The organism is Pseudomonas sp. GW821-FHT11G12 (assembly GCF_058808055.1).
This window is the reverse complement of record NZ_JBXARH010000004.1, coordinates 73,645-96,284: the sequence shown is the minus strand read 5'-3', so window position 1 is coordinate 96,284 and position 22,640 is coordinate 73,645. Positions and strand designations below refer to the sequence as shown.

At 60.1% G+C, this 22,640-nt stretch carries 21 protein-coding genes; 13 read left to right on the top strand and 8 right to left on the bottom strand.

Annotated features, from left to right (window positions below; all coding sequences use genetic code 11):
- Positions 1 to 67 precede the first annotated feature (67 nt).
- From AC1RR7_RS14675 to AC1RR7_RS14640, 8 genes are all read right to left on the bottom strand, one after another.
- The gene (locus AC1RR7_RS14675; protein ID WP_102622457.1) at positions 68 to 1,045 is read right to left on the bottom strand and encodes a FecR domain-containing protein; all 978 of its coding nucleotides are present in this window, start codon (positions 1,043 to 1,045) and stop codon (positions 68 to 70) included.
- Complete coding sequence (locus AC1RR7_RS14670; protein WP_096820691.1) at positions 1,046 to 1,561, bottom strand: sigma-70 family RNA polymerase sigma factor; 516 nt, start codon at positions 1,559 to 1,561, stop codon at positions 1,046 to 1,048.
- A gap of 84 nt (positions 1,562 to 1,645) precedes the next feature.
- Positions 1,646 to 2,830, bottom strand: coding sequence for an aminotransferase class V-fold PLP-dependent enzyme (locus AC1RR7_RS14665; RefSeq protein WP_493157840.1), 1,185 nt, complete (start codon positions 2,828 to 2,830; stop codon positions 1,646 to 1,648).
- 14 nt (positions 2,831 to 2,844) lie between these two features.
- The gene (locus AC1RR7_RS14660) at positions 2,845 to 4,089 is read right to left on the bottom strand and encodes an MFS transporter (RefSeq protein ID WP_493157839.1); all 1,245 of its coding nucleotides are present in this window, start codon (positions 4,087 to 4,089) and stop codon (positions 2,845 to 2,847) included.
- 13 nt (positions 4,090 to 4,102) lie between these two features.
- A complete protein-coding gene (locus AC1RR7_RS14655; protein ID WP_493157838.1) occupies positions 4,103 to 5,956 on the bottom strand; it encodes an IucA/IucC family protein in 1,854 nt (617 codons plus the stop codon).
- Between the two features lie 45 nt (positions 5,957 to 6,001).
- Positions 6,002 to 7,150 carry an NAD/NADP octopine/nopaline dehydrogenase family protein gene (locus AC1RR7_RS14650; protein ID WP_493157837.1) on the bottom strand — a complete coding sequence of 383 codons (1,149 nt, stop codon included), beginning with the start codon at positions 7,148 to 7,150 and terminating at the stop codon, positions 6,002 to 6,004.
- A gap of 28 nt (positions 7,151 to 7,178) precedes the next feature.
- Positions 7,179 to 8,222, bottom strand: coding sequence for a PLP-dependent cysteine synthase family protein (locus tag AC1RR7_RS14645; protein ID WP_096820696.1), 1,044 nt, complete (start codon positions 8,220 to 8,222; stop codon positions 7,179 to 7,181).
- A gap of 14 nt (positions 8,223 to 8,236) precedes the next feature.
- The gene (locus tag AC1RR7_RS14640; protein ID WP_102622462.1) at positions 8,237 to 9,631 is read right to left on the bottom strand and encodes a Y4yA family PLP-dependent enzyme; all 1,395 of its coding nucleotides are present in this window, start codon (positions 9,629 to 9,631) and stop codon (positions 8,237 to 8,239) included.
- Positions 9,632 to 10,240: 609 nt separating this feature from the next.
- On the opposite strand from AC1RR7_RS14640, the gene AC1RR7_RS14635 reads away from it, so the two are divergent.
- From AC1RR7_RS14635 to AC1RR7_RS14575, 13 genes are all read left to right on the top strand, one after another.
- Positions 10,241 to 11,128: an HpcH/HpaI aldolase/citrate lyase family protein gene (locus AC1RR7_RS14635; RefSeq protein ID WP_096820698.1), complete on the top strand. Its 888-nt coding sequence runs from the start codon at positions 10,241 to 10,243 to the stop codon at positions 11,126 to 11,128.
- A gap of 15 nt (positions 11,129 to 11,143) precedes the next feature.
- Entirely contained in the window at positions 11,144 to 11,545 is a 402-nt protein-coding gene (locus AC1RR7_RS14630; RefSeq protein ID WP_085708451.1) for a ParB N-terminal domain-containing protein, read from the top strand.
- A gap of 160 nt (positions 11,546 to 11,705) precedes the next feature.
- Positions 11,706 to 13,910, top strand: coding sequence for a TonB-dependent receptor (locus AC1RR7_RS14625; RefSeq protein WP_493157836.1), 2,205 nt, complete (start codon positions 11,706 to 11,708; stop codon positions 13,908 to 13,910).
- 77 nt (positions 13,911 to 13,987) lie between these two features.
- A complete protein-coding gene (locus tag AC1RR7_RS14620; RefSeq protein WP_273536969.1) occupies positions 13,988 to 14,365 on the top strand; it encodes a fe2+ zn2+ uptake regulation protein in 378 nt (125 codons plus the stop codon).
- Positions 14,366 to 14,567: 202 nt separating this feature from the next.
- Positions 14,568 to 15,524 (top strand): AraC family transcriptional regulator, encoded by a 957-nt coding sequence (locus tag AC1RR7_RS14615; protein ID WP_493073762.1) that lies wholly within the window; start codon positions 14,568 to 14,570, stop codon positions 15,522 to 15,524.
- A 141-nt stretch (positions 15,525 to 15,665) separates the two neighbouring features.
- Positions 15,666 to 17,024: a benzoate 1,2-dioxygenase large subunit gene (benA, locus tag AC1RR7_RS14610; RefSeq protein ID WP_273536966.1), complete on the top strand. Its 1,359-nt coding sequence runs from the start codon at positions 15,666 to 15,668 to the stop codon at positions 17,022 to 17,024.
- Positions 17,021 to 17,509 (top strand): benzoate 1,2-dioxygenase small subunit, encoded by a 489-nt coding sequence (benB, locus tag AC1RR7_RS14605; protein WP_493157835.1) that lies wholly within the window; start codon positions 17,021 to 17,023, stop codon positions 17,507 to 17,509. The genes benA and benB overlap by 4 nt, the downstream gene beginning before the upstream one ends.
- A gap of 46 nt (positions 17,510 to 17,555) precedes the next feature.
- A complete protein-coding gene (gene benC, locus AC1RR7_RS14600) occupies positions 17,556 to 18,563 on the top strand; it encodes a benzoate 1,2-dioxygenase electron transfer component BenC (protein ID WP_493157834.1) in 1,008 nt (335 codons plus the stop codon).
- A 27-nt stretch (positions 18,564 to 18,590) separates the two neighbouring features.
- Positions 18,591 to 19,352, top strand: a complete 762-nt coding sequence (locus tag AC1RR7_RS14595) for a 1,6-dihydroxycyclohexa-2,4-diene-1-carboxylate dehydrogenase (protein ID WP_493157833.1) — start codon at positions 18,591 to 18,593, stop codon at positions 19,350 to 19,352.
- A gap of 22 nt (positions 19,353 to 19,374) precedes the next feature.
- The gene (locus AC1RR7_RS14590; protein WP_493066249.1) at positions 19,375 to 20,496 is read left to right on the top strand and encodes a muconate cycloisomerase family protein; all 1,122 of its coding nucleotides are present in this window, start codon (positions 19,375 to 19,377) and stop codon (positions 20,494 to 20,496) included.
- 18 nt (positions 20,497 to 20,514) lie between these two features.
- On the top strand, positions 20,515 to 20,805 hold the full coding sequence (catC, locus tag AC1RR7_RS14585; protein ID WP_102622470.1) for a muconolactone Delta-isomerase: 291 nt from the start codon (positions 20,515 to 20,517) through the stop codon (positions 20,803 to 20,805).
- Positions 20,806 to 20,846: 41 nt separating this feature from the next.
- Positions 20,847 to 21,761 (top strand): catechol 1,2-dioxygenase, encoded by a 915-nt coding sequence (gene catA, locus AC1RR7_RS14580; protein WP_493157832.1) that lies wholly within the window; start codon positions 20,847 to 20,849, stop codon positions 21,759 to 21,761.
- Positions 21,762 to 22,082: 321 nt separating this feature from the next.
- A complete protein-coding gene (locus tag AC1RR7_RS14575; protein ID WP_007918282.1) occupies positions 22,083 to 22,598 on the top strand; it encodes an Hcp family type VI secretion system effector in 516 nt (171 codons plus the stop codon).
- The last annotated feature ends 42 nt before the right edge of the window (positions 22,599 to 22,640 follow it).

The window sequence follows — 22,640 nt, the reverse complement described above, 5'->3', positions numbered from 1 at the left end:
GAATGGTTGTTCCTTTCATTGCCAGCCGAGATCAAAAAAAGTATCACCTGCGAGGTGATTTTTTTGCTCAGGCGGGTGAGAGCGTCACCCAGTAACCGCTCAAGTGCCCGGAGACGTGCACGGGATAGGTCTGCGCCAGCATGTTCAGCGAGCGCTGGGTATCGCTGATGGGAAAGGCCCCGGAAATGCGCAAGTCGGCAATGGCCGGGTCGCAGCGCACGAAACCCCGGCGATAGCGCGCCAGTTCGACGACGAAATCCGCCAGGCGCATCTTGTCGGCCATCAGCATGCCTTGGGTCCAGGCGCCGACGTTGCGGTCGGTCGGGTTCAGTGAGCCAAAAGCCTGCGATGAAAAGTCGGTACGTTGCCCGGCGTTGACGATGATCGGCGCGCTCTGGGGGCTGTCGGCCAACTCGACTTGCACGGCGCCTTCGAGGACCGCGAGTTGGGTGCGCGGCTGCCATTCACGAACGGTGAAGCGCGTGCCCAGCGCCTGCATTCGGCCCTGACGGGTGCTGACCAGAAAGGGCCGAGGCTGCGCGGCGTTGTCCGGCGCGGTCTGCACGAGGATTTCGCCTTCGCGCAGATTGATGAGGCGCTGCCGGGTGTCGAAAAGGACGTCGATGGCCGTGTCGGTGTTCAGGGTGATTTGCGAGCCATCGGCCAGGGTCAGTTCGCGGCGCTGGCCCACGGCAGTGTGGTAATCGGCGGACCATTGTTGCGATTGCGCCAGTTTCCAGCTGCCCCAACCGGCGGGCACCGCCGCCAACAGCAAGGCCAGTTTGCCGAGGGCTGCGCGGCGTTCCGGGTTGCTCGGGCGATCCAGTGCCGACATCGCCAGCGACGGTGGCAGGCCGCCAAACTTGCTTTGCAGCAACTGCGCGCGTGCCCACGCCCGATTGCGCTCGGGACTGCTGACTTTCCAGTATTCCCATTCCGCGCGCTCGGTTTCGCTGAGGTCGTTTTCACTCAGGCGCATCAGCCACTCGGCGGCTTCTTCGAGGATCTTCGGATCAAGCGGCGGTTCACTGCGACGCGTGAGCATTCATTCCACCAGCATCAGGCACTGCACGAAAGCCTGTTTCATGTAGCGCTTGACGGTGATCAGCGAGACGTCCAGCTGCTCGGCGATGTCGGCGTATTTCAAACCGCCGATCTGCGACAGCAGGAATGCGCGTTTGACCAGCGGCGGCAGGGTGTCGAGCATTGCGTCGATTTCGTGCAGGGTTTCCAGCACCACGAAACGCAACTCGGGTGAGGGCACTTCCGGCGCAGGCAAATGAGCGAGGGCATCAAGGTAGGCGCGCTCCAGTGCCTTGCGCTGATACCAGTTGATGAGGATGCCCTTCGCCACGCAACTCAGGTATGCCCGGGGCTGCTCGATGGTCGTGACCTGGGAGGCGAGGATCCGGGTGAAGGTATCCTGCGCCAGATCCGCCGCATCCATGGCGTTCCCCAGTTTTTTCTTCAGCGTGTTGTACAGCCAGCCGTGATGACCGCTGTACAGCGCTTCGATCACGCGCAGGTGGTTGTCGTTGTTCGCGGGAAGGGTTTCGCTCATGGCTGCAGTGTTTTGCAATTGAGAAGTATTCCCAATGCTAGTGTACAAAGAGCCCGCGACGCAAGCGTGAATCAGCATCCGTTTTCAGGTGCGGGGCATTCTCAACAACGCGTTTACCATGGCATCAATTTCAGCCTCGGTGTTGTAGGCGTGCAGGGATGCGCGGCTGACTTCCAGCAGGTCCCGTTGCTGCATGTCGAGCAGGGTCGAGCGGAAGGTCGAGGTGGTGACGTTGATGCGTTTTTCCTGCCCCGCCAGCCATGTCTGGACTTGCGCCGCGCTGGCGTCCTTGCAGGTGAAGGTGACGATGCCAGACTTGACCGCGCCCCGATCCTGCGGCGTGACGCCGGGTACGTCGTTCAGGCGATTGCGCAGGTGAGCTGACAATCCTTGAATGCGCTGCCACATCGGCTCGATGCCTTGCATCAGGGCATACCGGGCCGCCGCACCCATGCCCAGTTTCGCGGCAACGTTGCATTCCCAGTTTTCGAAACGCCTGGCATCACCACGAATCCTGAAGGTGTCCGGGGTCAGCAATAAGGCCGCGTGCAGGTCGAGAAAGGCCGGTTCGAGGCTTTCGCACAAGGTCTTTTCGACGTAGAGAAACCCCATGCCCCGAGGGCCGCGAAGGTATTTGCGGCTGGTGGCAGCGAGCATATGACAGCCGATTTTCTGCACATCGATCGGCATCTGCCCGACGCCCTGACAGGCATCCAGCAGAAACAGAACCCCGGCCGCGCGGGCGAGGGCGCCGATCTGTTCGATGGGCTGCACCGGGCCGCCGTTGGTGGCGATCACCGGCAGCGACACCAGGGCAACCCGGTCATCGCCGAGCATGTCCCGCAGCGCCGGCAATGACACCTGGCCCTGTTCATCGTTGGGAATGACCCTGATCTCGATCCCGCGCTGCTGCTTGAGTTGCAAATAGGGAATGTAGTTGCCGGCGTATTCGGTGGTCGACGTCAGCACCACATCGCCGGGCCGCAGCGGCAATGAATAGAAGGCCATGTCCCAGGCGCGGGTCGCGTTTTCGATGACCGCGATTTCTTCGGGACGGGCGTTGATCAGTTGGCCGATGTCTTCATAGACATTTTCCACTTCAACGGATTGTTGCCCGGCGGCTTCGTATCCGCCGATCCGGGCTTCAAGTTTCAGATGACGGGTCATCACCTCGATCACCGGATCGGGCATCAGCGCTGCGCCGGCATTGTTGAAGTGAATGAGTTGCTCGACACCCGGGGTGTCGGCGCGCAGTTGTTCAATGTTCAAAGCAAACTCCTTGATCAGTCGCCCGGCGGGATCTGGCTCGGTTGCATGACCATGGGCCGGTAGCGCAACGCAACGATGGGAATCAGCGCGAGGATGTAGGCGAGGCAGACAAATAGGTAGGTGTACTGCAAACCGTAGACCTGGCTGAGCAGCCCACCGGCCGAGATGCCGGCGATGGACGCAAACTGTGCGGTGCTCTGGGCAATGCCCAGCACATAGCCCTGGCGTGAGCTGTCGGCGGTTTTGGAGATCAGCGCCATCAGTACCGGCGTCGTGGCGCCCAGCAATACGCCCCAGATGAAGTAGGCGCCGATGAATACGATCGGGTTGCGGGTGACGCCGGCGAGTGCTGTCAGCGCAATGCAGCCGAGGACGACATAAGTGATGCGTTGCAAGGTGTCCTGTTGGGTACGGTGTTCGAAGTAACGCGACCACGCGGTTGCCGACAGAATGAAACCCAGCGCCAACAAGCCATAACAAAGCCCGACCACCGAATTGCTGACCTCGAACACCGAGCTGACATACAGCGAAAAAGACGTCTGCGGCAGCATCCGCGCCAGCAGCAAAATGCCCATGACACCCAGCAGCGACAGCAGGGGCGTGCCCTGCCAGACGCTAGTGTTGTGGCTGACCGGAGCTTCTTTATCGGCAACCGGTGCTTTCTTCACTGGCGGCACGTCCGGCAATGTCACGGCCGCAACCACGGTGCAGATGGCGCACAGCACCGCCGCGATCATGTTGATCCAGAAGAACGTCGCGTAATCGAGGATCAGGCCGCCGACCACCGCACCGAGCAACGAGCCGACGTTGGTGGAAATCTGCAGGATCGCGAACAGTCGCGCCCGGCGTGAAGGGGCCTCGATACTCACGCCATACGCCTGGGCCGGAGCGATGTAACCGGCGAAGGCGCCTTGCAGGAAGCGCAGGATCAGGATCACCCAGATGTCACTGCACAGGGCCAGCCCAAGCTGGGTCAATGACAGGCCGGCGAGGGCGCGGATCATCATCAACTTGTGGCCGTAGCGGTCGCCGATACGGCCCCAGAATGCACTGGTCAGAATAATGCCCAGCATCGGCCCGACGTACACGGCGATGCTGGCGAAGCTGAAGAGCGAGTCCGAAGATGTCAGCCCTCGCAGGTGGACGGGCCAGAACGGCCCGCTCATTTCCATCGCACCCATCGAAATGAGCTGGATCGCGAACAGAAGATAAATCAGGACTCTTACGCGCGAACCCGCGATGGCACCTGCATGGGTCATGAGTCAGCCTCGGTTATTGAACGACATTGAGCGGGTTGGTCAGCGTGTGCTGAATCCGGTAGTTGGAGTACTGCATCATGTGCATGCGCAACAACGAACGGGTCGGCCACGGATCATTGAGGAAGGCCTTGCGTTCGACTTCCCACAGATCCGGCGCGACACGCTCGCGCACTGCGGCGAAGGCCTGCTCGGTCTCTTCACGCAGAATGTCCCACATCCGGTTGTCGTCCAGCGTGTACTCCTTGGTCAGCCACAGGGCCATTTCATGCAGGTGCGTGAGGAACGCCGCGTCCAGCACGAACATGCGCACCGGCTCGATATCGCCTTCGAACACCGTTGGCAGAATGCCTGGCTGCACGTGCGGTTGCAGGGTGTAGCCGCGTCCTTCCAGCAATGGAGCGTAGGTCCTGCCATCGCCGAAATCGCGGATCAGCAGACTACGTGCTTTGCCATCCGGGGAAAACAGCACCATCGTGTTCTGCTGGTGCGCCTCAAGCCCGATGCCGTACATCAAGTAGATTGCAATCACCGGATGGGTGACCACTTTGGCGTACTGACGGAACCAGTCTTCGACCTGGGCGGCATTGGCCCGAACGCCATCGCGCTCGATCAACTCGGTGAACAATGGCCGGCCGCTGCCCGGCAAGCGAGTGAACAGAGAAGCCACGGTGATCGGCAGACACTCATCGCTGCGCTCGAACGCTTGCTGGCTGGCGCGGAACACGACTGACAGATGCCGGCCGGGGTGGTCGTCCTGAGTGATCGCGTTCTTGTAGCGCACGCCGATTTCTTCCGGGAAGATTTCCAGTCGCTGCTCGAAACCATCCTCGACCTCGAGGATTTTCGTGATGACGGTGCTGATGCGCGGGCCCATGTGGATCGACTTGGCCTGCAGGCTGCGCAGCTCGCTGGTCATCCACACGGCAATCGGCAACTTGATCAGCGGCGCGCTCTCCTTGAACACCGGCATCATCGTGCGGTACGACATGGTCGGCAGGGTCTGGATGTCCGGGCCGTCGATGATGAGGATGCCTTCTGCGATTTCCGCCGCGAAATTTTTCAGCACGTAAGCCTGCAGATGCCATGAGTGAATCGGCAGTGGCAGCCACTGGGATTCGTCCAGGCCCTTGTCGTTCAGCGACGCTTTCCATTGCTCCCATTGCGTCGGGAAATTGCTGGCGAACCAGGTGTGGTAATCGGTCACGTGGGGCATGCTTTCGCTTTTCGCCATGTCGGCGCGCAACGCGGCAATGCGCAGCGGCACCTGGGCGTTGAACTCCGGCGACAGTTGCTCGACTTCTTCGTCGCTCAGGCCCGGTCGGGCTTTCCACGTCGGATAATACGGGTGACCTTCCAGCGAGCCCCACTGGTCGAGGAGGATCGCGGCGTCCTTGGTGCTGGCGTGCTGGCGCAGGTAATCGGTCAGGCTGTCGAGGCCCTGTTCCCGGGCGGCGGCAGCCAGTCGTGCGTTCCATTGCTGGCGATACTGACGAGCATGGGCATCGTTCATCAGGCTGTTTTCCATGTCCGACTTGAGCCCGGCGATGCCTTCATCGGTCGGCTCGAAATCGAAGCTGTCGCGCAGCACATCCAGCAAATCCTGATGGGTGTAGATCACCTGGCGTACGCCTTCATCGGTCATCAGGATCACGTCGCCGTCGTTGACCACGGTGTCCGCCGGGCCCTTGGCGATGTTGGAAAAGAACACTTGGGAACGGCCGTCTTTCAGCGCGTACGTGGCCTCGTTGCCGGCTGCGGAGAAGCGCAGGCCCGAGCGATCCAGAATGTTTTCGGCAAACAGGCAACGGATCATCCGTCGCAGGGCGTTCTTGCGGGAGTAGGCGATGAGTGTCTTGAAGTCATCCATATCAGCTATCTGCTCGTCGAGAAATTAATGAAAAGTTGAACCCGCTCACGCCGTGCGCGGCCATTGGCTGGGGAAGTAGTCGAGCGCCGAGTCGCGCAGGCCCTGCATGTAGGAAACGCTCCATTGCAGGACTTCTTCGATGTAGGGGACTTTCAGTTCGAAGCGCCGGGCCATTTCCACCAGCAGCACCAGGCCGTAGGCGACGTCTTCATTGAAGGCACGGCTTTCGCGTTCGATCACGTAGCCGGCGCGGTTGTCATCGGCTGGAATCATCGGGGCGAGGATGTCGTTGTAGGCCTGGTTGGTGCGCAGGATCGACAGCATGCTGCTCTGATCGCGGATCTGTTCGCCGTAGGCCTCGACGATTTCCTGCTTGAGGGATTTGACCGAAGACAGGTCGATGCCCATGCGCTGGCTGATCACGCTGCACAGTTCCTGACTTTCCTGATCCATGCGTTCGAGGAAATAGGCGCCCAGCTCGGGGCACTCGGTCCACCAGCACATGCGCTGCGGGAAGATCTTGCGATGCCACTGGCCGTAGGGACCGATCAACCCGTAAATCACCGAGCTGTGCATGATCGGATTGCCCGGTGTCAGTGTGATTTCCAGGTAGTGGTCGAGCATCGTCACGCAGGGGCCATAGAGCGTCGTGAGGATTTCTTCCAGGTGCTGCCGTGATTGCGCTGATTCCCGGTCGTGCAGCGCGACATACAACTGGCTCTTGCCGCCGCCCATCTTCACCGACACGCCCGGCTTCAGATCGAACGCGGTGTGCGGCACATCCTTCATGCCCCAGATCACCACGTTCGAACGTTCGCCCAACGTGGCTTCCGCCAGCCAGTCGAAGCCGCAGAAACCCGGAATGGCGCCGACGTACACCGGTTTGCCCGAACTCAAATGCGGCGCGATGGCTTGCAGGGTTTGTGGTCGGGCATGGGCCGGAACCGTGATGATCACGATGTCGGCGTCGGCCACCACGACACTGGCATCGGTGCTGACCTGATCCGGCCGCGCGCTCAGTGTCGAGCCGTCCGGCATCAGCGCCAGCATCGGCAGGTTGGCGAGGTGCTGGTCGACCACCTCCTTATTGTTGGTGAGCATCGAGACCTGAACATTGGGCAGCTGTTTAAACAGGATGGCATTCAGATGCCCGGTCCGGCCTGCGCCGCAGATGGCGACTTTCAGCGGTTTCATACAGAGACTTTCCTGTGTGGGAGACGCGTCAGGCGACGCTCAATTGCAGGGGAGTGGCGTCGGATTCCAGCCAGCGGGTCTTGCCCAGCCAGCGATCCAGTTGCGGTGCGACGCCGGGGTCCAGCAGGTCTCGTTCTTCCAGCCAGTTGTCGTCGAATACGGTGTGCAGGTATTTCTCGCCGCCGTCGGCAATCGGCACCACGACATTGCCGGTCAGCGTGCCTTTGTGAATCAGCTCCAGCGCCTTGAAGATCGCGCCACCAGTCGAGCCGCCGACCAGCAGGGCCAGATTGCGCGCGATGTAGCGGGCGGTTTCGAAGGCCTGGGAATCGGTGACTTGCAAGCCCAGGTCGATGCAGCTGTAGTCGAGCACCAGGCCCACGGTGTCGCCGGCCGGGGTGCCGGTTCCCGACTGGTAATACGGATAGCCGGGATGACCGAAGACGATGGAACCGGCCGGCTCGACGGCGACGGTGACGATGTCCGGGTTGTGCAGTTTCAAGCCCCGTGCGATGCCGGTCATCGAGCCGCCGGTGCCGACGCAACCAACGTACGCGCCGATGTGGCCACCGGCCTGGGCAATGGTTTCACGGACGAAATCGCTGTAGCCGCCGGCGTTGGCAGCGTTGTCGGACTGGTTCATGAACACCGCGCCGGGGATCTGCGAGGCGAGTTCGGCGGCCAGCCGTTGACGCTCGACCACGGCCACTTCGTCTTCCCGGTAAGTGCCAGCAACAAAACGGATTTCCGCCCCCAGTGCCTTCATCACCGCGATCTTGTCTTGCGCCGCATGGTGATCGACCACGGCAATGAAATGCAGGTCGAACTCAACGGCTGCCATGGCCAGGCCGATACCGGTATTGCCGGAAGACGATTCCACAACCACGCCACCGGGTTTCAACTTTCCGGACTTGAGTGCCGCCAGCACCATGTTTCGCGCCATGCGGTCTTTAATACTGCCACCGGGGTTGTTCTTCTCTATCTTCAATAAAAGCCGGGCGTTGGTATCCGGAACATCGATGCCCAACATTGGTGTATTGCCAATAAGATCCGAAACTTTATTCAGTATCATCTGGACGTCTTCCCTTAATAGTCAGGTGTGAATGCGTAGTTACCTTCCGTACAACACGTCGCCCTCAGTCGTTGTGGCAACGGGTGGCGATGAAATTCGTTTTCCAGCAAGTCCATCTGATAACCGGCAGTGTTGGCGTAGATCAATAAGTCGCCGGTTTGTGGTGGTGTATCGAAGTTGATCAGGCGATGAGTGATCACGTCGTCATCAAGGCAACTATGCCCGGCAATGTAGGCTTGCATTGGAGCAAGTTTCGACTCTTTCGAAGTGATCAGGATTGGATCGACAAGGTATTCAGACGAGAACCAGGTTTCGCATGCGCTGAAACTGCTGCCTTCGGCGAAAATCACAACTTTGTTGTCGGTCAGTTGTTTTGTGCGGGTGACGCGAAAGATGGTGATGGCGGCCTGGTCAACCAGACTTCGGCCAGGCTCCAGTGCCAGTTTTATATTCTGACTCTTCAAGTAACTCGTGATGGTTTTTCCCGGGGAGTGATCGGACTCCAGGAATAACTCCAGCCACTGGCAAGCCGTCAGACTGCTGCCATAAGGGTAATAAGCGTTGGGCACTCGACCATTCTGATAATGACCAGGATTGTTGTCGTTCTGCAAAAAGCTGTTGTAGTCCTGTGGGTCTACATATCGCATCGGCAGGCCTCCACCGATGTCGATCATGACCGGGTCGAGGCCCATTTCCCTGGCTGCATCGAAGAACCCGGAAACTTCACGGAAAGCCTGTACCCGGGTTTCGTAACCGTAACCGCCGAGGTGGAAATGGAAGCCTTCGAAGTGGAACGACTCACGTTGTTCGATCAGGTATTGCAGGCACTGAAACAAATCATCCGCACCCATTCCGAATCGGCTCGCCGGGCAACTTGTCGGCCTGTAACGCAGCAGGATCCGGGCTTTGGCCGGTGGTTGCGAAGTGTCGAGCAACGCTTTGAGATGGCCGAACTCTTCCAGTGAGTCCACACAAATTAGCGATCCGCCTTGCACCAGTGCGCTATGAAACGCTGCCGTTTTGGCCGGCCCGGTCGCACACAGATGTTCCGCCGGGGTTCCGGCGCGCAGTGCCGCTTGCAGCTCGAAGAGACTCGATACATCGGTGCCGATGCCCGACGCCGATGCCGCAGCCAGCAGGCATTGTGACTTGTTGGCTTTGGCACCGTAGAAAATCGCGTAGTCGACGTCGTGTCGTTTCAACACCGATTGCAGCGCTTGAGCATTGGCTTCAAACGCATGCGGCCACACCAGGTTCAGTGGGGATCCGTGTTGTTTAACAAGTTCGGCAAGTGCTTTCGGAGAATGTTTAAGAAAGTTATCGATAACAGGATCAAGTAACGGTTTCAGCACTTTTTGGTATTGGGTTTCGATTGTTTCTTTAACTGTCGGCGCAATTAATTCAGGCATAGAAAACCTCTGGCGTCGATAATCGCCATGTGCAGGTCGACAACTAATGCTTGTCGAGTCGTGTGTTCTTGCTGCTCGTCAGATACGAGTGTTTAAAGAGGTGGCGGCGGGTGACAGATCCGCTCAGCAAATAAACTCGGGGTATTTTCTTTCATAAAATTTTCACAAAACTGTTTCATGAGAACCCCACTCCTTAAGGCTCAGGCAGGCAAGGAGAAGGCCAATAACTGATGGCCTTGTCTCTTTTGAAGTGCCATTACCTGACATGTAAATGACATCATTGCGCCGAACTTTTCGTGAGCAAAATTTCAGGTCTTGATTTGAGTCTTGACCCTGTCAGCGGCTCGAACAATATTGCGAACAGGAATGATTATCAAGTAAGGTTTTCAAATATTTTTGAATGAACACACACAACAGAGGAGTGCGAAGCCGCTTATTCGCATGCTCAAGTAAGCGCTCGCGTGTTGATTTTAAAAACCGTCAACGCCTTGTTATTCAAGGTGTTGGCGGTTGATTCAAGACACCCGGATGCAACCTGGTTTTCCCCCTGTAACAGGTGTTCGAATTTTTTTGAAAACCCACGACTGAAGCACGCTCAGGAGAGTCCCGATGACTGTTCGTCACAGCACCAACGCCACGCTTCCCATCAGCTACCTGTTCGTTCCCGGTAACCGGCCGGAACGCTTTTCCAAAGCGGTCGAAGCCGGGCCGGATGCGATCATTCTCGACCTCGAAGATGCCGTTCATCCGAACAGCAAAGCCGTGGCCCGGGCATCGATCTGGGCCTGGCAGCAGAGCACGCCCGAAACCGCCTGCCAGCGTTACATCCGGCTGAACAGCGTCGGCAGTTCGCTGTTTCGCCAGGACATGACCTGGCTGGGTGACATGCGCTATCCCGAGCGCTGCGCCGGGATTTTCCTGCCCAAGGCCGAATGTCCAGAGAGCCTGTCCCGTGTGGTCGAGCGCCTGCTGGCGTGGAACCCCGACCTGCAAATCGTCGCCATCATCGAGACCGCCAAAGGCTTGCATCAGGTCGAGGCAATTGCGGCGATTCCCGGCTTGGCGCGGCTGGCATTCGGCTCGCTGGATTTTTCCCTGGACATCGATTGCAGCCAGATTCCCGAGGCGTTTCTGTTCGCTCGAAATCGCATCGTGCTGGCGTCGCGCGTAGCCGGTCTGCCGGCACCGATCGATGGCGTGACCCCGGCCATCAGCGACATGGCAGTGGTCGAGCGCGACTCGCGTTACGCCCGGTCGCTGGGGTTCGGCGCCAAGTTGTGTATCCATCCTTCGCAAATCGCCACGGTGCAGAAAGCCTACCTGCCCAACGCCCGCCAACTGGCGTGGGCGGATCGGGTCCTGAACGCCGTGGCCGGGGGCAGCCACGCGGTGCAAGTCGACGGTGAAATGGTCGATCTGCCGCTGATCGAGCAGGCGCAACGCCTGCGGGACATGGCCAGCCAGTACGCGCTGGTTGCCAACGCGGATGCCTGCTGAAACGGGGGACGAATCATGGGACATGGTTACCAGATTGCCCTGCGGCCACTGTGCGACGTGCGGCAATCCGAGCAGGTCGATCCGCTCAACGTGCAGCGGCTGCGCGAGGCGATCATCCAGGCCGGGCACTGGCTGGAACCGATCATCGTCGAGCGCTCCCGGGGCATCGTGATGGACGGCAATCACCGGTTCAACGCGGCGCGGGCGCTGGGGTTGAAACGGGTGCCGTGCATCCAGCTCGACTACGCCGATCCGCGAGTCTGTGTACGGCACTGGCAAACCGGGCAGGCGTTCGAAGTGGCGCGGATTTTCACCACCATCGAGCGCGGCGAACTGTTCCCGTACAAGACCACCCGGCACGCGTTCGACCCCGCGCTGCCGGTGATCTCCATTCCGCTGCAATGCCTGTACGACTGACCGGCGTCGGAGGGTGGGTTTCGCAGCCCATCCTCCGGACGTTCTCTTCCGAGCCATCCGCTCGCAAAAAAATAATCAACGACGCTGATACTTTTTCGATTGTCGACTGGCAAATAGGAGTCATTACCATTTTCAGCCATTCGAGAAGGACCCCATCGTCATGTCTGTTGCACGTCGACCTTGCAGTGAACGCGCGTTAACGCTGGCTATTCGCACCGCCATGCTGAGTTCTATTCTGGCCGCAGGAAGCGCCACTGTCTGGGCAGCAGACCCCAAGCAATCCGAGCAACAGGACGTCGCCGCCACGGAAGGGCTGACGCTGGATACCACCAACGTTTCGGGCAGCTACAACGGCGCGACTGCCTTGCCGGAAGTGCTCGCCGGAGGCCAGGTCGCCCGAGGCGCAAGGCTGGGGATGATGGGCAACAAGGACGTGATGGACACGCCGTTCAGTGTGACCAGCTACACCGCCAAGACCCTCGCGGATCTGCAAACGGTGACCGTGGCCGATGCGCTGGAACGCGACCCTTCGGTACGCTCCACCGGGCAGACCGGCGGCATCGTCGATTCGTTTTTCATCCGTGGATTTGCGATAGGCGAGGGCAACCTCGGCGAGCTGGCCTACGACGGTGTGTACGGCGTCGCGCCCAACTATCGGGTGTTCACCGAATACGCCGAACGCGTTGAAGTGCTCAAAGGGCCGGGTGCGCTGATGTACGGCATTTCCCCCAACAGCGGCGTTGGCGGTGTGATCAACATCGTGCCCAAACGACCACTGGACGAAGACCTGACCCGCTTCACCGGCACTTACGCGTCCGACTCGCAAGTGGGCGGGCATCTGGACGTCAGTCGGCGTTTCGGCAGCGAGAACCAGTTTGGCATCCGTTTCAACGGCAGCACCCAGGGCGGCGACACCGCGATCAACGATCAGGAACGCGCGCTGAACATCGGCGCCATCGCACTCGATTACAAGGGCGAGCGGTTGCGCCTGAACCTGGATTACATCAGCCAGAAAGAGAGCTTCGACGCGGCCTCGCGACCGTTCACCATTGCACCGGGTGTGAAGGTTCCATCGGCGCCGAACGGCCGCACCAACCTGCCGCAGGACTGGGGCTGGTCGGACACCAAGGAACAGTCGGCATTGCTCGGCGGCGAGTATGACCTCAACGATAACCTGACCGTGTTCGCCCACGCCGGCGGCGGTCGCTCCGACGTCAAGCGCATGTCCGACCAGGTACCGCGAATCCTCAACGACGCCGGCGACACCAGCAACATCCCCGGTTACTACAAATTCAACGTCGACCGTTCGACGGCTGACGTGGGGATGCGTGCACTGTTCGCCACCGGCCCGGTCACCCACACGACCACGGTCATGGCGACCCGTTATCAGGACGAATTGTCCCGTGGCATCAACAACGGCACGGAAATCCGCTCGAACATCTATCACCCGGTAGACGTGCCCAAGCAGTACATCAGCTCGCCGAAAGTGCTGCGCATTTCCGAATCGGAACTGTCTGGCGTCGCACTGACCGATACCCTCGGTTTTCTGGATGACCGGATTCAGTTGACCCTCGGCGTACGCCGACAGGACATCGAATCGCGTAACTACAACGCCTCGGGCTCGGTCAGTTCTCGTTATGACGACAGCGCGACCACACCACTGGCGGGCGTAGTGGTCAAACCATGGGAAGACGTTTCGCTGTACTACAACTACGTCGAAGGCCTGAGCAAAGGTGATATCGCTCCAGGCACCGCAGCCAACTCCGGCGAAACGTTCGCCCCTTACAAGTCCAAGCAACATGAAATCGGTGTGAAGTACGAACACGGTACGTTCATGACCACCCTGGCCCTGTTCCAGATCGAGAAACCCAGCGGCGAAATCGGCGCCGGCAATGTGTTCTCGGTGCAGGCCGAACAACGTAACCGTGGCGTCGAGTTGAGCATGTTCGGTGAAGTCGCGCCGGGCACTCGCCTGATGGCCGGCGTGACCTTGCTGGACGGCGAACTGACGGACTCGGCCACCGCCGCCAACCGTGGCAACAAACCGGTGGGCGTGCCGGATGTCCAGGCCAGCCTTTGGGCCGAGTGGGACACACCGTGGGTCGAAGGTTTCACCCTGACCGGCGGCGCGATCTACACCGACAGCCAATACGTCAATCAGGCCAACACCCAAGAGCTGCCATCCTGGACCCGCATCGACGCCGGCGCCCGTTACGCCACCAAGATCGAAGGTCGGCCGACGACATTCCGGGCCACGGTGCAGAACGTGTTTGATCGTGAGTACTGGTCAGGTGTGGCGTCCTACGGCGCGTTCTCCCCGGGCTATCCACGCACGTTGCAGTTGTCGGCGACCGTCGACTTCTGATCGGGGGCGCACTGCTGAGTGCGCCTTCTTCTATATAGAGCTACGCACAGCGGCTGATCATAAAAAGGAGTATTCGCATGTTAACCAGCCCGGCATCGACGTCCTCTGGTAAGCAATTGCAGTTCCCGTTGTCGAAGGGGCAGCGGGCCTTCGATTTCGAGCGCAGCACCAATGAGCATATCCGTGAGCTGCTGCATTATTACGGGCTGCGCACCAGTCTGATCCGGATCAAAGTGATCGATGCCTTGCTGGTTGCAGCACGCGAAGGCCGCGCCGTTGGCGGGCGCGGGGTGCATGGGTATCTGCAGGCGTTTGTCAGCGGCATTCAGTTCATCAGCGTCAGGGAAGTGCTCAAGCGTTTGTGCGAGGAGGGCGTCATCGTGTTTCAGCCTGACAAGAGCTACCGGTTTACCGGCGAAGCCTACGCCTTGCTGGAGCAGCATGCCGACCGCTGAATAACTGCGTTTGCTGTCCTGATCAAAACCACCTGCTCGCGGGTGGTTTTTTCGTTTGGGGCCGTCAATCCCGATTCGATGAAAGCGTTCGATCACCGGACAGCCAAACCTTCGTCCAATTGCCCACCCCGACACTCCGGCGTACTGTGACCGGTGAACCACCCGTGATCACACAATAAATAGAAGATCGAGTGCCTTGCCCATGGACAACCGTCTGCTGAGCGACCGCAGCAGCGTGTTTCGCCACGCTGACCCGTATGCCGTCTCCGACTATGTGAACCAGCACGTCGGCCAGCATTTCATCGGCCTGTCCCGGACTACCCATCCCCAAGCCAGCCTCAACCACCGCAAACTCGCCGACCTCGATCTGTGTCGTATCAGCTATGGCGGCAGCGTTCGCGTCACTTCGGTGGCGCTGGAAACGGTCTATCACCTGCAAGTCCTGCTGCAAGGCAACTGTCTGTGGCGCGGGCCCAAGCGCGAGCATCATCTGGTGCCGGGCGAATTGTTGTTGATCAACCCGGACGATCCGGTCGATCTGACCTATTCCGACGATTGCGAGAAATTCATCCTCAAGGTGCCGGTCAGCGTGCTGGAGTCGGTGTGCGACGAGCAGCGCTGGTTGCATCCTGCCGGTGGCATCCGGTTTCTGCGCAATCATTACCGGCTCGACGAACTGGAAGGTTTTACCAACCTGCTCGGCATGATCTGCCAGGAAGCCGAAGCCAGCGATCCGTTGCTGCGGGTGCAGGAGCATTACGCGCAGATCGTCGGCAGCAAACTGATCTCGCTGATGAACACCAACGTCAGCCGTGAATGCCTGAGTTCACCGAGCGTCAGTTTCGAGCGAATCCTCGACTATATAGAGCGCAACCTGAAACAGGATCTGCCTGCCGAACACCTGGCCACACAGGCGAACATGAGCCCGCGTTCCCTGTACGCCCTGTTCGAACGCCAGCTCGGCGTGACCCCGATGCAATACATCCGCCAGCGCAAGCTGGAACGTATTCATGCCTGCCTCAGCGATCCGAGTTGCCCGGTGCGCAACCTCACCGAACTGGCGCTGGACTACGGCTTCCTGCACCTCGGGCGTTTCTCCGAAAGCTATCGCCAGCAGTTCGGCGAACTGCCGTCCGTGACCTTCAAACGCCGCCACTGAATTCCCGCCCCGAAACAACCTGAAGCACCTGCCGCGCCGTCCTGCACAAAACGGATAACGCTCTGCAGGATTCGGATATTGCCTCCCGCGTTGCCTCCCTAATCTGACCTGGCCTGAACAATAACAATGGAGGCCCCGGCCATGTCCCTGGGAATCGACTACCTCAATGCCATGCTTGAAGAGGACCCCAAGAAGGGTGCCTACCGCTGCAAGCGGGAGATGTTCACCGATCCGCGGCTGTTCGAACTGGAGATGACGCACATCTTCGAAGGCAACTGGATCTACCTCGCCCATGAAAGCCAGATCCCCAACGTCAATGACTTTCTGACCACCACCATGGGCCGCCAACCCGTCTTCATCGCCCGCAACAAGGCTGGTGAACTCAATGCCTTTCTCAATGCGTGCAGCCATCGCGGCGCCATGCTGTGCCGGCACAAGTCCGGCAACCGTTCCAGCTACACCTGTCCGTTCCACGGCTGGACGTTCAACAACAGCGGCAAACTGCTCAAGGTCAAGGACCCGAGCGAGGCCGGCTACCCCGAAGGCTTTAACTGTGAAGGCTCCCACGACCTGACCAAAGTCGCGCGTTTCGAATCCTATCGCGGCTTCCTGTTCGGCAGCCTGAACGCCGACGTGAAATCCCTTGCCGAGCATCTGGGCGAGTCGGCCAGGATCATTGACATGATCGTCGATCAGTCCCCCGAAGGGCTGGAAGTGCTGCGCGGTTCCAGCTCCTACATCTATGAAGGCAACTGGAAACTCACCGCCGAAAATGGCGCCGACGGCTATCACGTCAGCTCCGTGCACTGGAACTACGCCGCCACTCAGAACCAGCGTCAGCAGCGCGACGCCGGTGAAGAAATCAAGACCATGAGCGCCGGCAGTTGGGCGAAGAAGGGGGGTGGTTTCTACTCGTTCGAGCACGGCCATCTGCTGCTCTGGACCCGCTGGGCCAACCCCGAGGACCGTCCGGCGTACGAGCGTCGCGGTGAACTGGTCCGGGACTTTGGCCAGGCTCGCGCCGACTGGATGATCGAGAACTCGCGCAACCTGTGCCTGTACCCCAACGTGTACCTGATGGATCAGTTCAGTTCGCAGATCCGCATCGCCCGACCGATCTCCGTCGACAAGACCGAGATCACCATTTATTGCATCGCCCCCAAAGGCGAGAGCGCCGAGGCTCGGGCCAAACGCATTCGCCAATACGAAGACTTCTTCAACGTCAGCGGCATGGCCACCCCGGATGACCTCGAAGAATTCCGCTCGTGCCAGACCGGCTACGGCGCCGGGCGCGGCTGGAACGACATGTCCCGTGGCGCGACCCATTGGGTCGAAGGCGCGGACGCGGCGGCCGAGGAAATCGACCTCAAGCCATTGCTGTCCGGCATGCGTACCGAAGACGAAGGCCTGTTCGTGCTGCAACACAAGTACTGGCTGGAAACCATGCTCAAGGCCGCCGCCAGCGATAAAAACCTGATCCCCGTGGAGGCCGTGCAATGAGCAACCTCTACGACACCGTGCGCGACTTTCTCTACCGCGAAGCACGCTATCTCGACGATGGCCAGTGGGATCAGTGGCTGGAGCTCTACGCTGCCGACGCCAGTTTCTGGATGCCGGCCTGGGACGACCACAACACCCTGACCGAAGACCCGCAAAGCGAAATCTCGCTGATCTGGTACGGCAACCGTGGCGGCCTCGAAGACCGGGTATTCCGGATCAAGACCGAGCGCTCCAGCGCGACCATCCCCGATACGCGCACCTCGCACAACCTGAGCAACATCGAGATCGTCGAGCAGGGCGAAGGGCAATGCCAGGTGCGCTTCAACTGGCACACCCTGAGCTTTCGCTATCAGGTCACCGACAGCTACTTCGGCAGCAGTTTCTACACCCTCGACCTGCGCGGCGAACAGCCGCTGATCAAGGCCAAGAAAGTCGTGCTGAAGAACGATTACGTCCGTCAGGTCATCGACATCTACCACATCTGATCGAGACGGCGGCGAGCCGGGCTCGACGCTGTGAGCGAGGTGCACCATGAGTTTCCAGATCGCACTGAATTTCGAAGACGGGGTCACCCGTTTCATCGAGGCCTCGGGCCACGAAACCGTTGCCGACGCGGCGTATCGCCAGGGCATCAACATCCCGCTGGACTGCCGCGACGGCGCCTGCGGTACCTGCAAATGTTTCGCCGAGGCCGGGCGATACGACATGGGCGACAACTTCATCGAAGACGCCCTGAGTGAAGACGAACTGGCCCAGGGTTATGTGCTGACCTGCCAGATGCGCGCCGAAAGCGATTGCGTGGTGCGGGTGCCGGTCGGCTCGCAGGTGTGCAAGACCGAACAGGCGAGTTTCCAGGCGTCGATCAGCGATGTTCGTCAGCTCTCCGAGAGCACCATCGCGCTGTCGATCAAGGGTGAGTCCCTGAGCAAACTGACGTTCCTGCCGGGACAATACGTCAACCTGCAAGTGCCGGGCAGCGATCAGTTACGTGCCTATTCCTTCAGCTCGTTGCAGAAGAACGGCGAGGTCAGTTTCCTGATCCGCAATGTCCCCGGCGGCTTGATGAGCAGCTTCCTGACCGGGCTGGCCAAGGCCGGCGACAGCCTGAATCTCGCCGGGCCGCTGGGCAGTTTTTACCTGCGGGAAATCAAGCGGCCGTTGCTGCTGTTGGCGGGCGGCACCGGGCTCGCCCCGTTCACGGCGATGCTGGAGAAAATCGCCGAGCAGGGCAGCGAACATCCGGTTCACTTGATCTACGGCGTGACCAACGATTTCGATCTGGTTGAACTTGACCGCCTGGAAGCCTTCGCCGCGCGCATCCCGAATTTCAGCTTCGGCGCCTGTGTGGCCAATCCGCAGAGCCAGCACCCGCTCAAGGGCTATGTCACCCAGCACATCGAGCCGCGCCATCTTAATGAAGGCGATGTCGACGTGTACCTGTGCGGCCCGCCGCCGATGGTCGAGGCGGTCAGCCAGTACATCCGCGAGCAGGGCATCACGCCGGCGAATTTCTACTACGAGAAGTTCGCGGCGGCCTGAGTCTTTTTTCTGAATGTCGAGGTTGTCATGAACAACAGATTCGCCAACAAGGTCGCGCTGGTCACCGGCGCGGCGCAGGGCATCGGTCGCCGGGTGTGCGAGCGATTGCTGGAAGAGGGCGCACACGTCGTCGCCGTCGACCGCTCCGCACTGGTTCACGAACTGCAAGGCGAGGGCGTTTTGTCGCTGACCGCCGACCTTGAGCAATACGCCGATTGCGCCCGGGTGATGAGCGCCGCCATCGATGCTTTCGGGCGCCTGGATGTGCTGGTCAACAACGTCGGAGGCACCATTTGGGCCAAACCGTTTGAGCACTACGACGTCAAGCAAATCGAGGCCGAAGTGCGCCGCTCGCTGTTCCCGACGTTGTGGTGCTGCCACGCCGCATTGCCGTACATGCTCAAGCAGGGGCGCGGCGCGATCGTCAACGTGTCGTCGATTGCAACCCGCAGCCTGAACCGTGTTCCGTACGGCGCAGCCAAGGGCGGCATCAACGCACTGACCGCGTGCCTGGCTTTTGAGAATGCCGAGCGCGGGATCCGGGTCAACGCCACCGCGCCCGGCGGCACTGAAGCACCTCCCCGACGCATCCCGCGCAACACCGCCGAACAGTCCGCGCAGGAGCAAGCCTGGTATCAGGAAATCGTCGCGCAAACCCTCGATAGCAGCTTGATGAAACGCTACGGAACCCTCGACGAACAGGTCGGCGCGATCCTGTTTCTGGCCTCGGACGACGCCTCCTACATCACCGGTGTAACCCTGCCGGTCGGTGGCGGCGATCTCGGCTGACACCTATTGAATGGACACCTCAATGAACCGAACCCTGATTGAAAGCCTGTCGACGATCGTCGTCGACTTGCCGACCCTCCGCCCGCACAAACTGGCGATGCACACGATGCAGAACCAGACGCTGGTGATCCTGCGCCTGCGCTGCAGCGATGGCATCGAAGGCATCGGCGAAGCCACCACCATCGGCGGCCTGGCCTATGGCTACGAAAGTCCGGAAAGCATCAAGGCCAACATCGACGCGCACCTGGCGCCGGCGCTGATTGGCATGGACGCGAGCAACATCAACGTCGCCATGCAGAAGCTCGACAAAATCGCCAAGGGCAACACCTTCGCCAAGTCCGGGATCGAGAGCGCATTGCTCGACGCCCAAGGCAAACGCCTTGGCCTGCCCGTGAGCGAACTGCTCGGCGGACGGGTCCGCGACAGCCTCGAAGTCGCCTGGACACTGGCCAGTGGCGACACCGCCCGCGACATCGCCGAGGCCGAGCAGATGCTTGATCTGCGACGGCATCGGATCTTCAAACTGAAGATCGGCGCCAACCCGCTGGAGCAGGATCTCAAGCATGTGGTGGCGATCAAGAAAGCCTTGGGTGATCGCGCCAGTGTGCGGGTCGACGTCAACCAGTACTGGGACGAATCCCAGGCGATTCGTGGCTGCCAGGTGTTGGGCGATAACGGTATCGACCTGATCGAGCAGCCGATCTCGCGAGTCAATCGTTCCGGGCAGATTCGTCTGAACCAGCGCAGCCCGGCGCCGATCATGGCCGACGAATCCATCGAAAGCGTGGAAGACGCGTTCAGCCTCGCCGCCGACGGCGCCGCCAGCGTCTTCGCCTTGAAAATCGCCAAGAACGGCGGTCCGCGCGCCGTGTTACGCACCGCGCAAATTGCCGAAGCCGCCGGCATCGCCCTGTACGGCGGCACCATGCTCGAAGGCTCCATCGGCACGCTGGCCTCGGCCCACGCGTTCCTCACACTCAGGCAACTGACGTGGGACACCGAGCTGTTCGGCCCGTTGCTGCTGACCGAAGACATCGTCACCGAGCGCCCGCAGTACCGCGACTTTCACCTGCACATTCCACGCACCCCGGGCCTGGGCCTGACGCTGGATGAAGAGCGTCTGGCGCGTTTTCGCCGGCACTGATTCCTTAAGGAGAACGCCATGTTGTTCCACGTAAAAATGACCGTGAAATTGCCCGCCGACCTGGACCCGGCCGTTGCCACAAAGCTCAAGGCCGACGAGAAGGAACTCGCCCAGCGCCTGCAACGCGAAGGCCAGTGGCGCCACCTCTGGCGCATCGCCGGGCACTACGCCAATTACAGCGTGTTCGACGTGCCCAGCGTCGAAGCGCTGCACGACACCCTGATGCTGTTGCCGCTGTTTCCCTACATGCAGATCGAGATCGACGGCCTCTGCCGCCACCCCTCGTCGATCCACACCGACGACCGCTGAGCCCGGACTCGACCCCACAACAACAAGATGAGGTGAACACCATGACCGTGAAGATTGTCCACACTGCCGAACTGCAAACGTTCTTCGAAGAAGCCGCCGGTTTTGCCAACGATGGCGGCAGCTCGCGTCTGAAAACCATCGTCCTGCGAGTGTTGCAGGACACCGCCCGGATCATCGAAGACCTTGAGATCAGCGAAGACGAATTCTGGAAAGCCGTCGATTACCTCAACCGTCTGGGCGACCGCTCGGAAGCCGGACTGCTGGTGGCCGGCCTCGGCCTCGAGCATTTTCTCGACCTGTTGCAGGACGCCAAGGATGCGCAGATCGGCTTGACCGGCGGCACGCCGCGCACCATCGAAGGCCCGTTGTACGTAGCCGGGGCGCCGCTGTCCGAAGGTGAATGCCGGATGGACGACGGCAGCGAAGAGGGTGTCGCCACGGTGATGTTTATCGAAGGCCAGGTGTTCGATCCGCAGGGCCAGCCGCTGGCCGGCGCCACGGTCGACCTGTGGCACGCCAACACCAAAGGCACCTATTCGTTCTTCGATCAGAGCCAGTCCGACTACAACCTTCGCCGCCGGATCATCACCGACGCCGAAGGCCGCTATCGCGCCCGCAGCATCGTGCCTTCCGGTTATGGCTGCGATCCTCAGGGCCCGACTCAGGAATGCCTGAACCTGCTTGGCCGCCACGGCCAGCGCCCGGCTCATATTCACTTCTTCATTTCCGCGCCTGGGCATCGACACCTGACGACGCAGATCAATCTGTCGGGGGACAAATACCTGTGGGATGACTTCGCCTATGCGACCCGTGAAGGGTTGGTCGGGGAAGTCGAGTTTCGTGAGGATGCCGCGGGGCGTCGTGCCGAATTGAAGTTCGACTTCCAGTTGCAACAGGCGCCGGATTCGGCAGCCGAACAGCGCAGTCAACGGCCACGGGCGTTGCAGGAATCCTGATCCCAGAGCTCTGACCGGACTGGTTGAACTGCGCAAAAAGTTGCGCAGTTGTCCGTAATAAAACCCCACTCAAAACCGCTGCAGGCCTTGCCGATAAAGGCCTGCAGCCAAGTGCGCAAGAAGTTGCGCAGTACTGCGCAACTTCTTGCGCACTTTTTAGCTTTTTCCTACAAAAAAAAACGAAAAACCCCCACGCGAGCTTCGTAAACCCTTGATAGGCAATGGCCATATGATGGCTGGCACGACTTTTGATTACTCCTTTGCCACCTGGACAGGCAATCACGCCGTCCGGTCCTGTCTTTTGAGCAAGGAGCACACCCCATGGCAACACCAGCGTACATGTCGGTTACCGGCGAAAAACAAGGCCTGATCACTGCCGGCGCCTTCACCGCCGACTCCGTTGGCAACACCTATCAGGAAGGCCACGAAGACCAGGTCATGGTTCAGGCTTTCACCCACGACGTGATCATCCCGCGTGACCCGCAATCCGGTCAGCCAACCGGTCAGCGCGTTCACAAGCCAGTCGTGATCACCAAGGTCTACGACAAGGCTTCGCCTCTGCTGCAAGCAGCACTGACCTCCGGCGAGCGCATGAGCGAAATCGTTATCCAGTGGTACCGCACTTCGGCGCAAGGCACCCAAGAGCACTACTACACCACCAAACTGGAAGACGCGATCATCGTCGCCATCAACAACAAAATGCACAACTGCCAGGATCCAGGCAATTCGCACTTCACCCACCTGGAAGAAGTGCAGTTCACCTATCGCAAAATCACCTGGACCCACGAAGTCTCCGGTACCTCGGGTTCCGATGACTGGCGTGCTCCAGTCGTTTAATCGCGACTGATGGTTGTACGGCCTCGACCGGTTTTGCCGGTC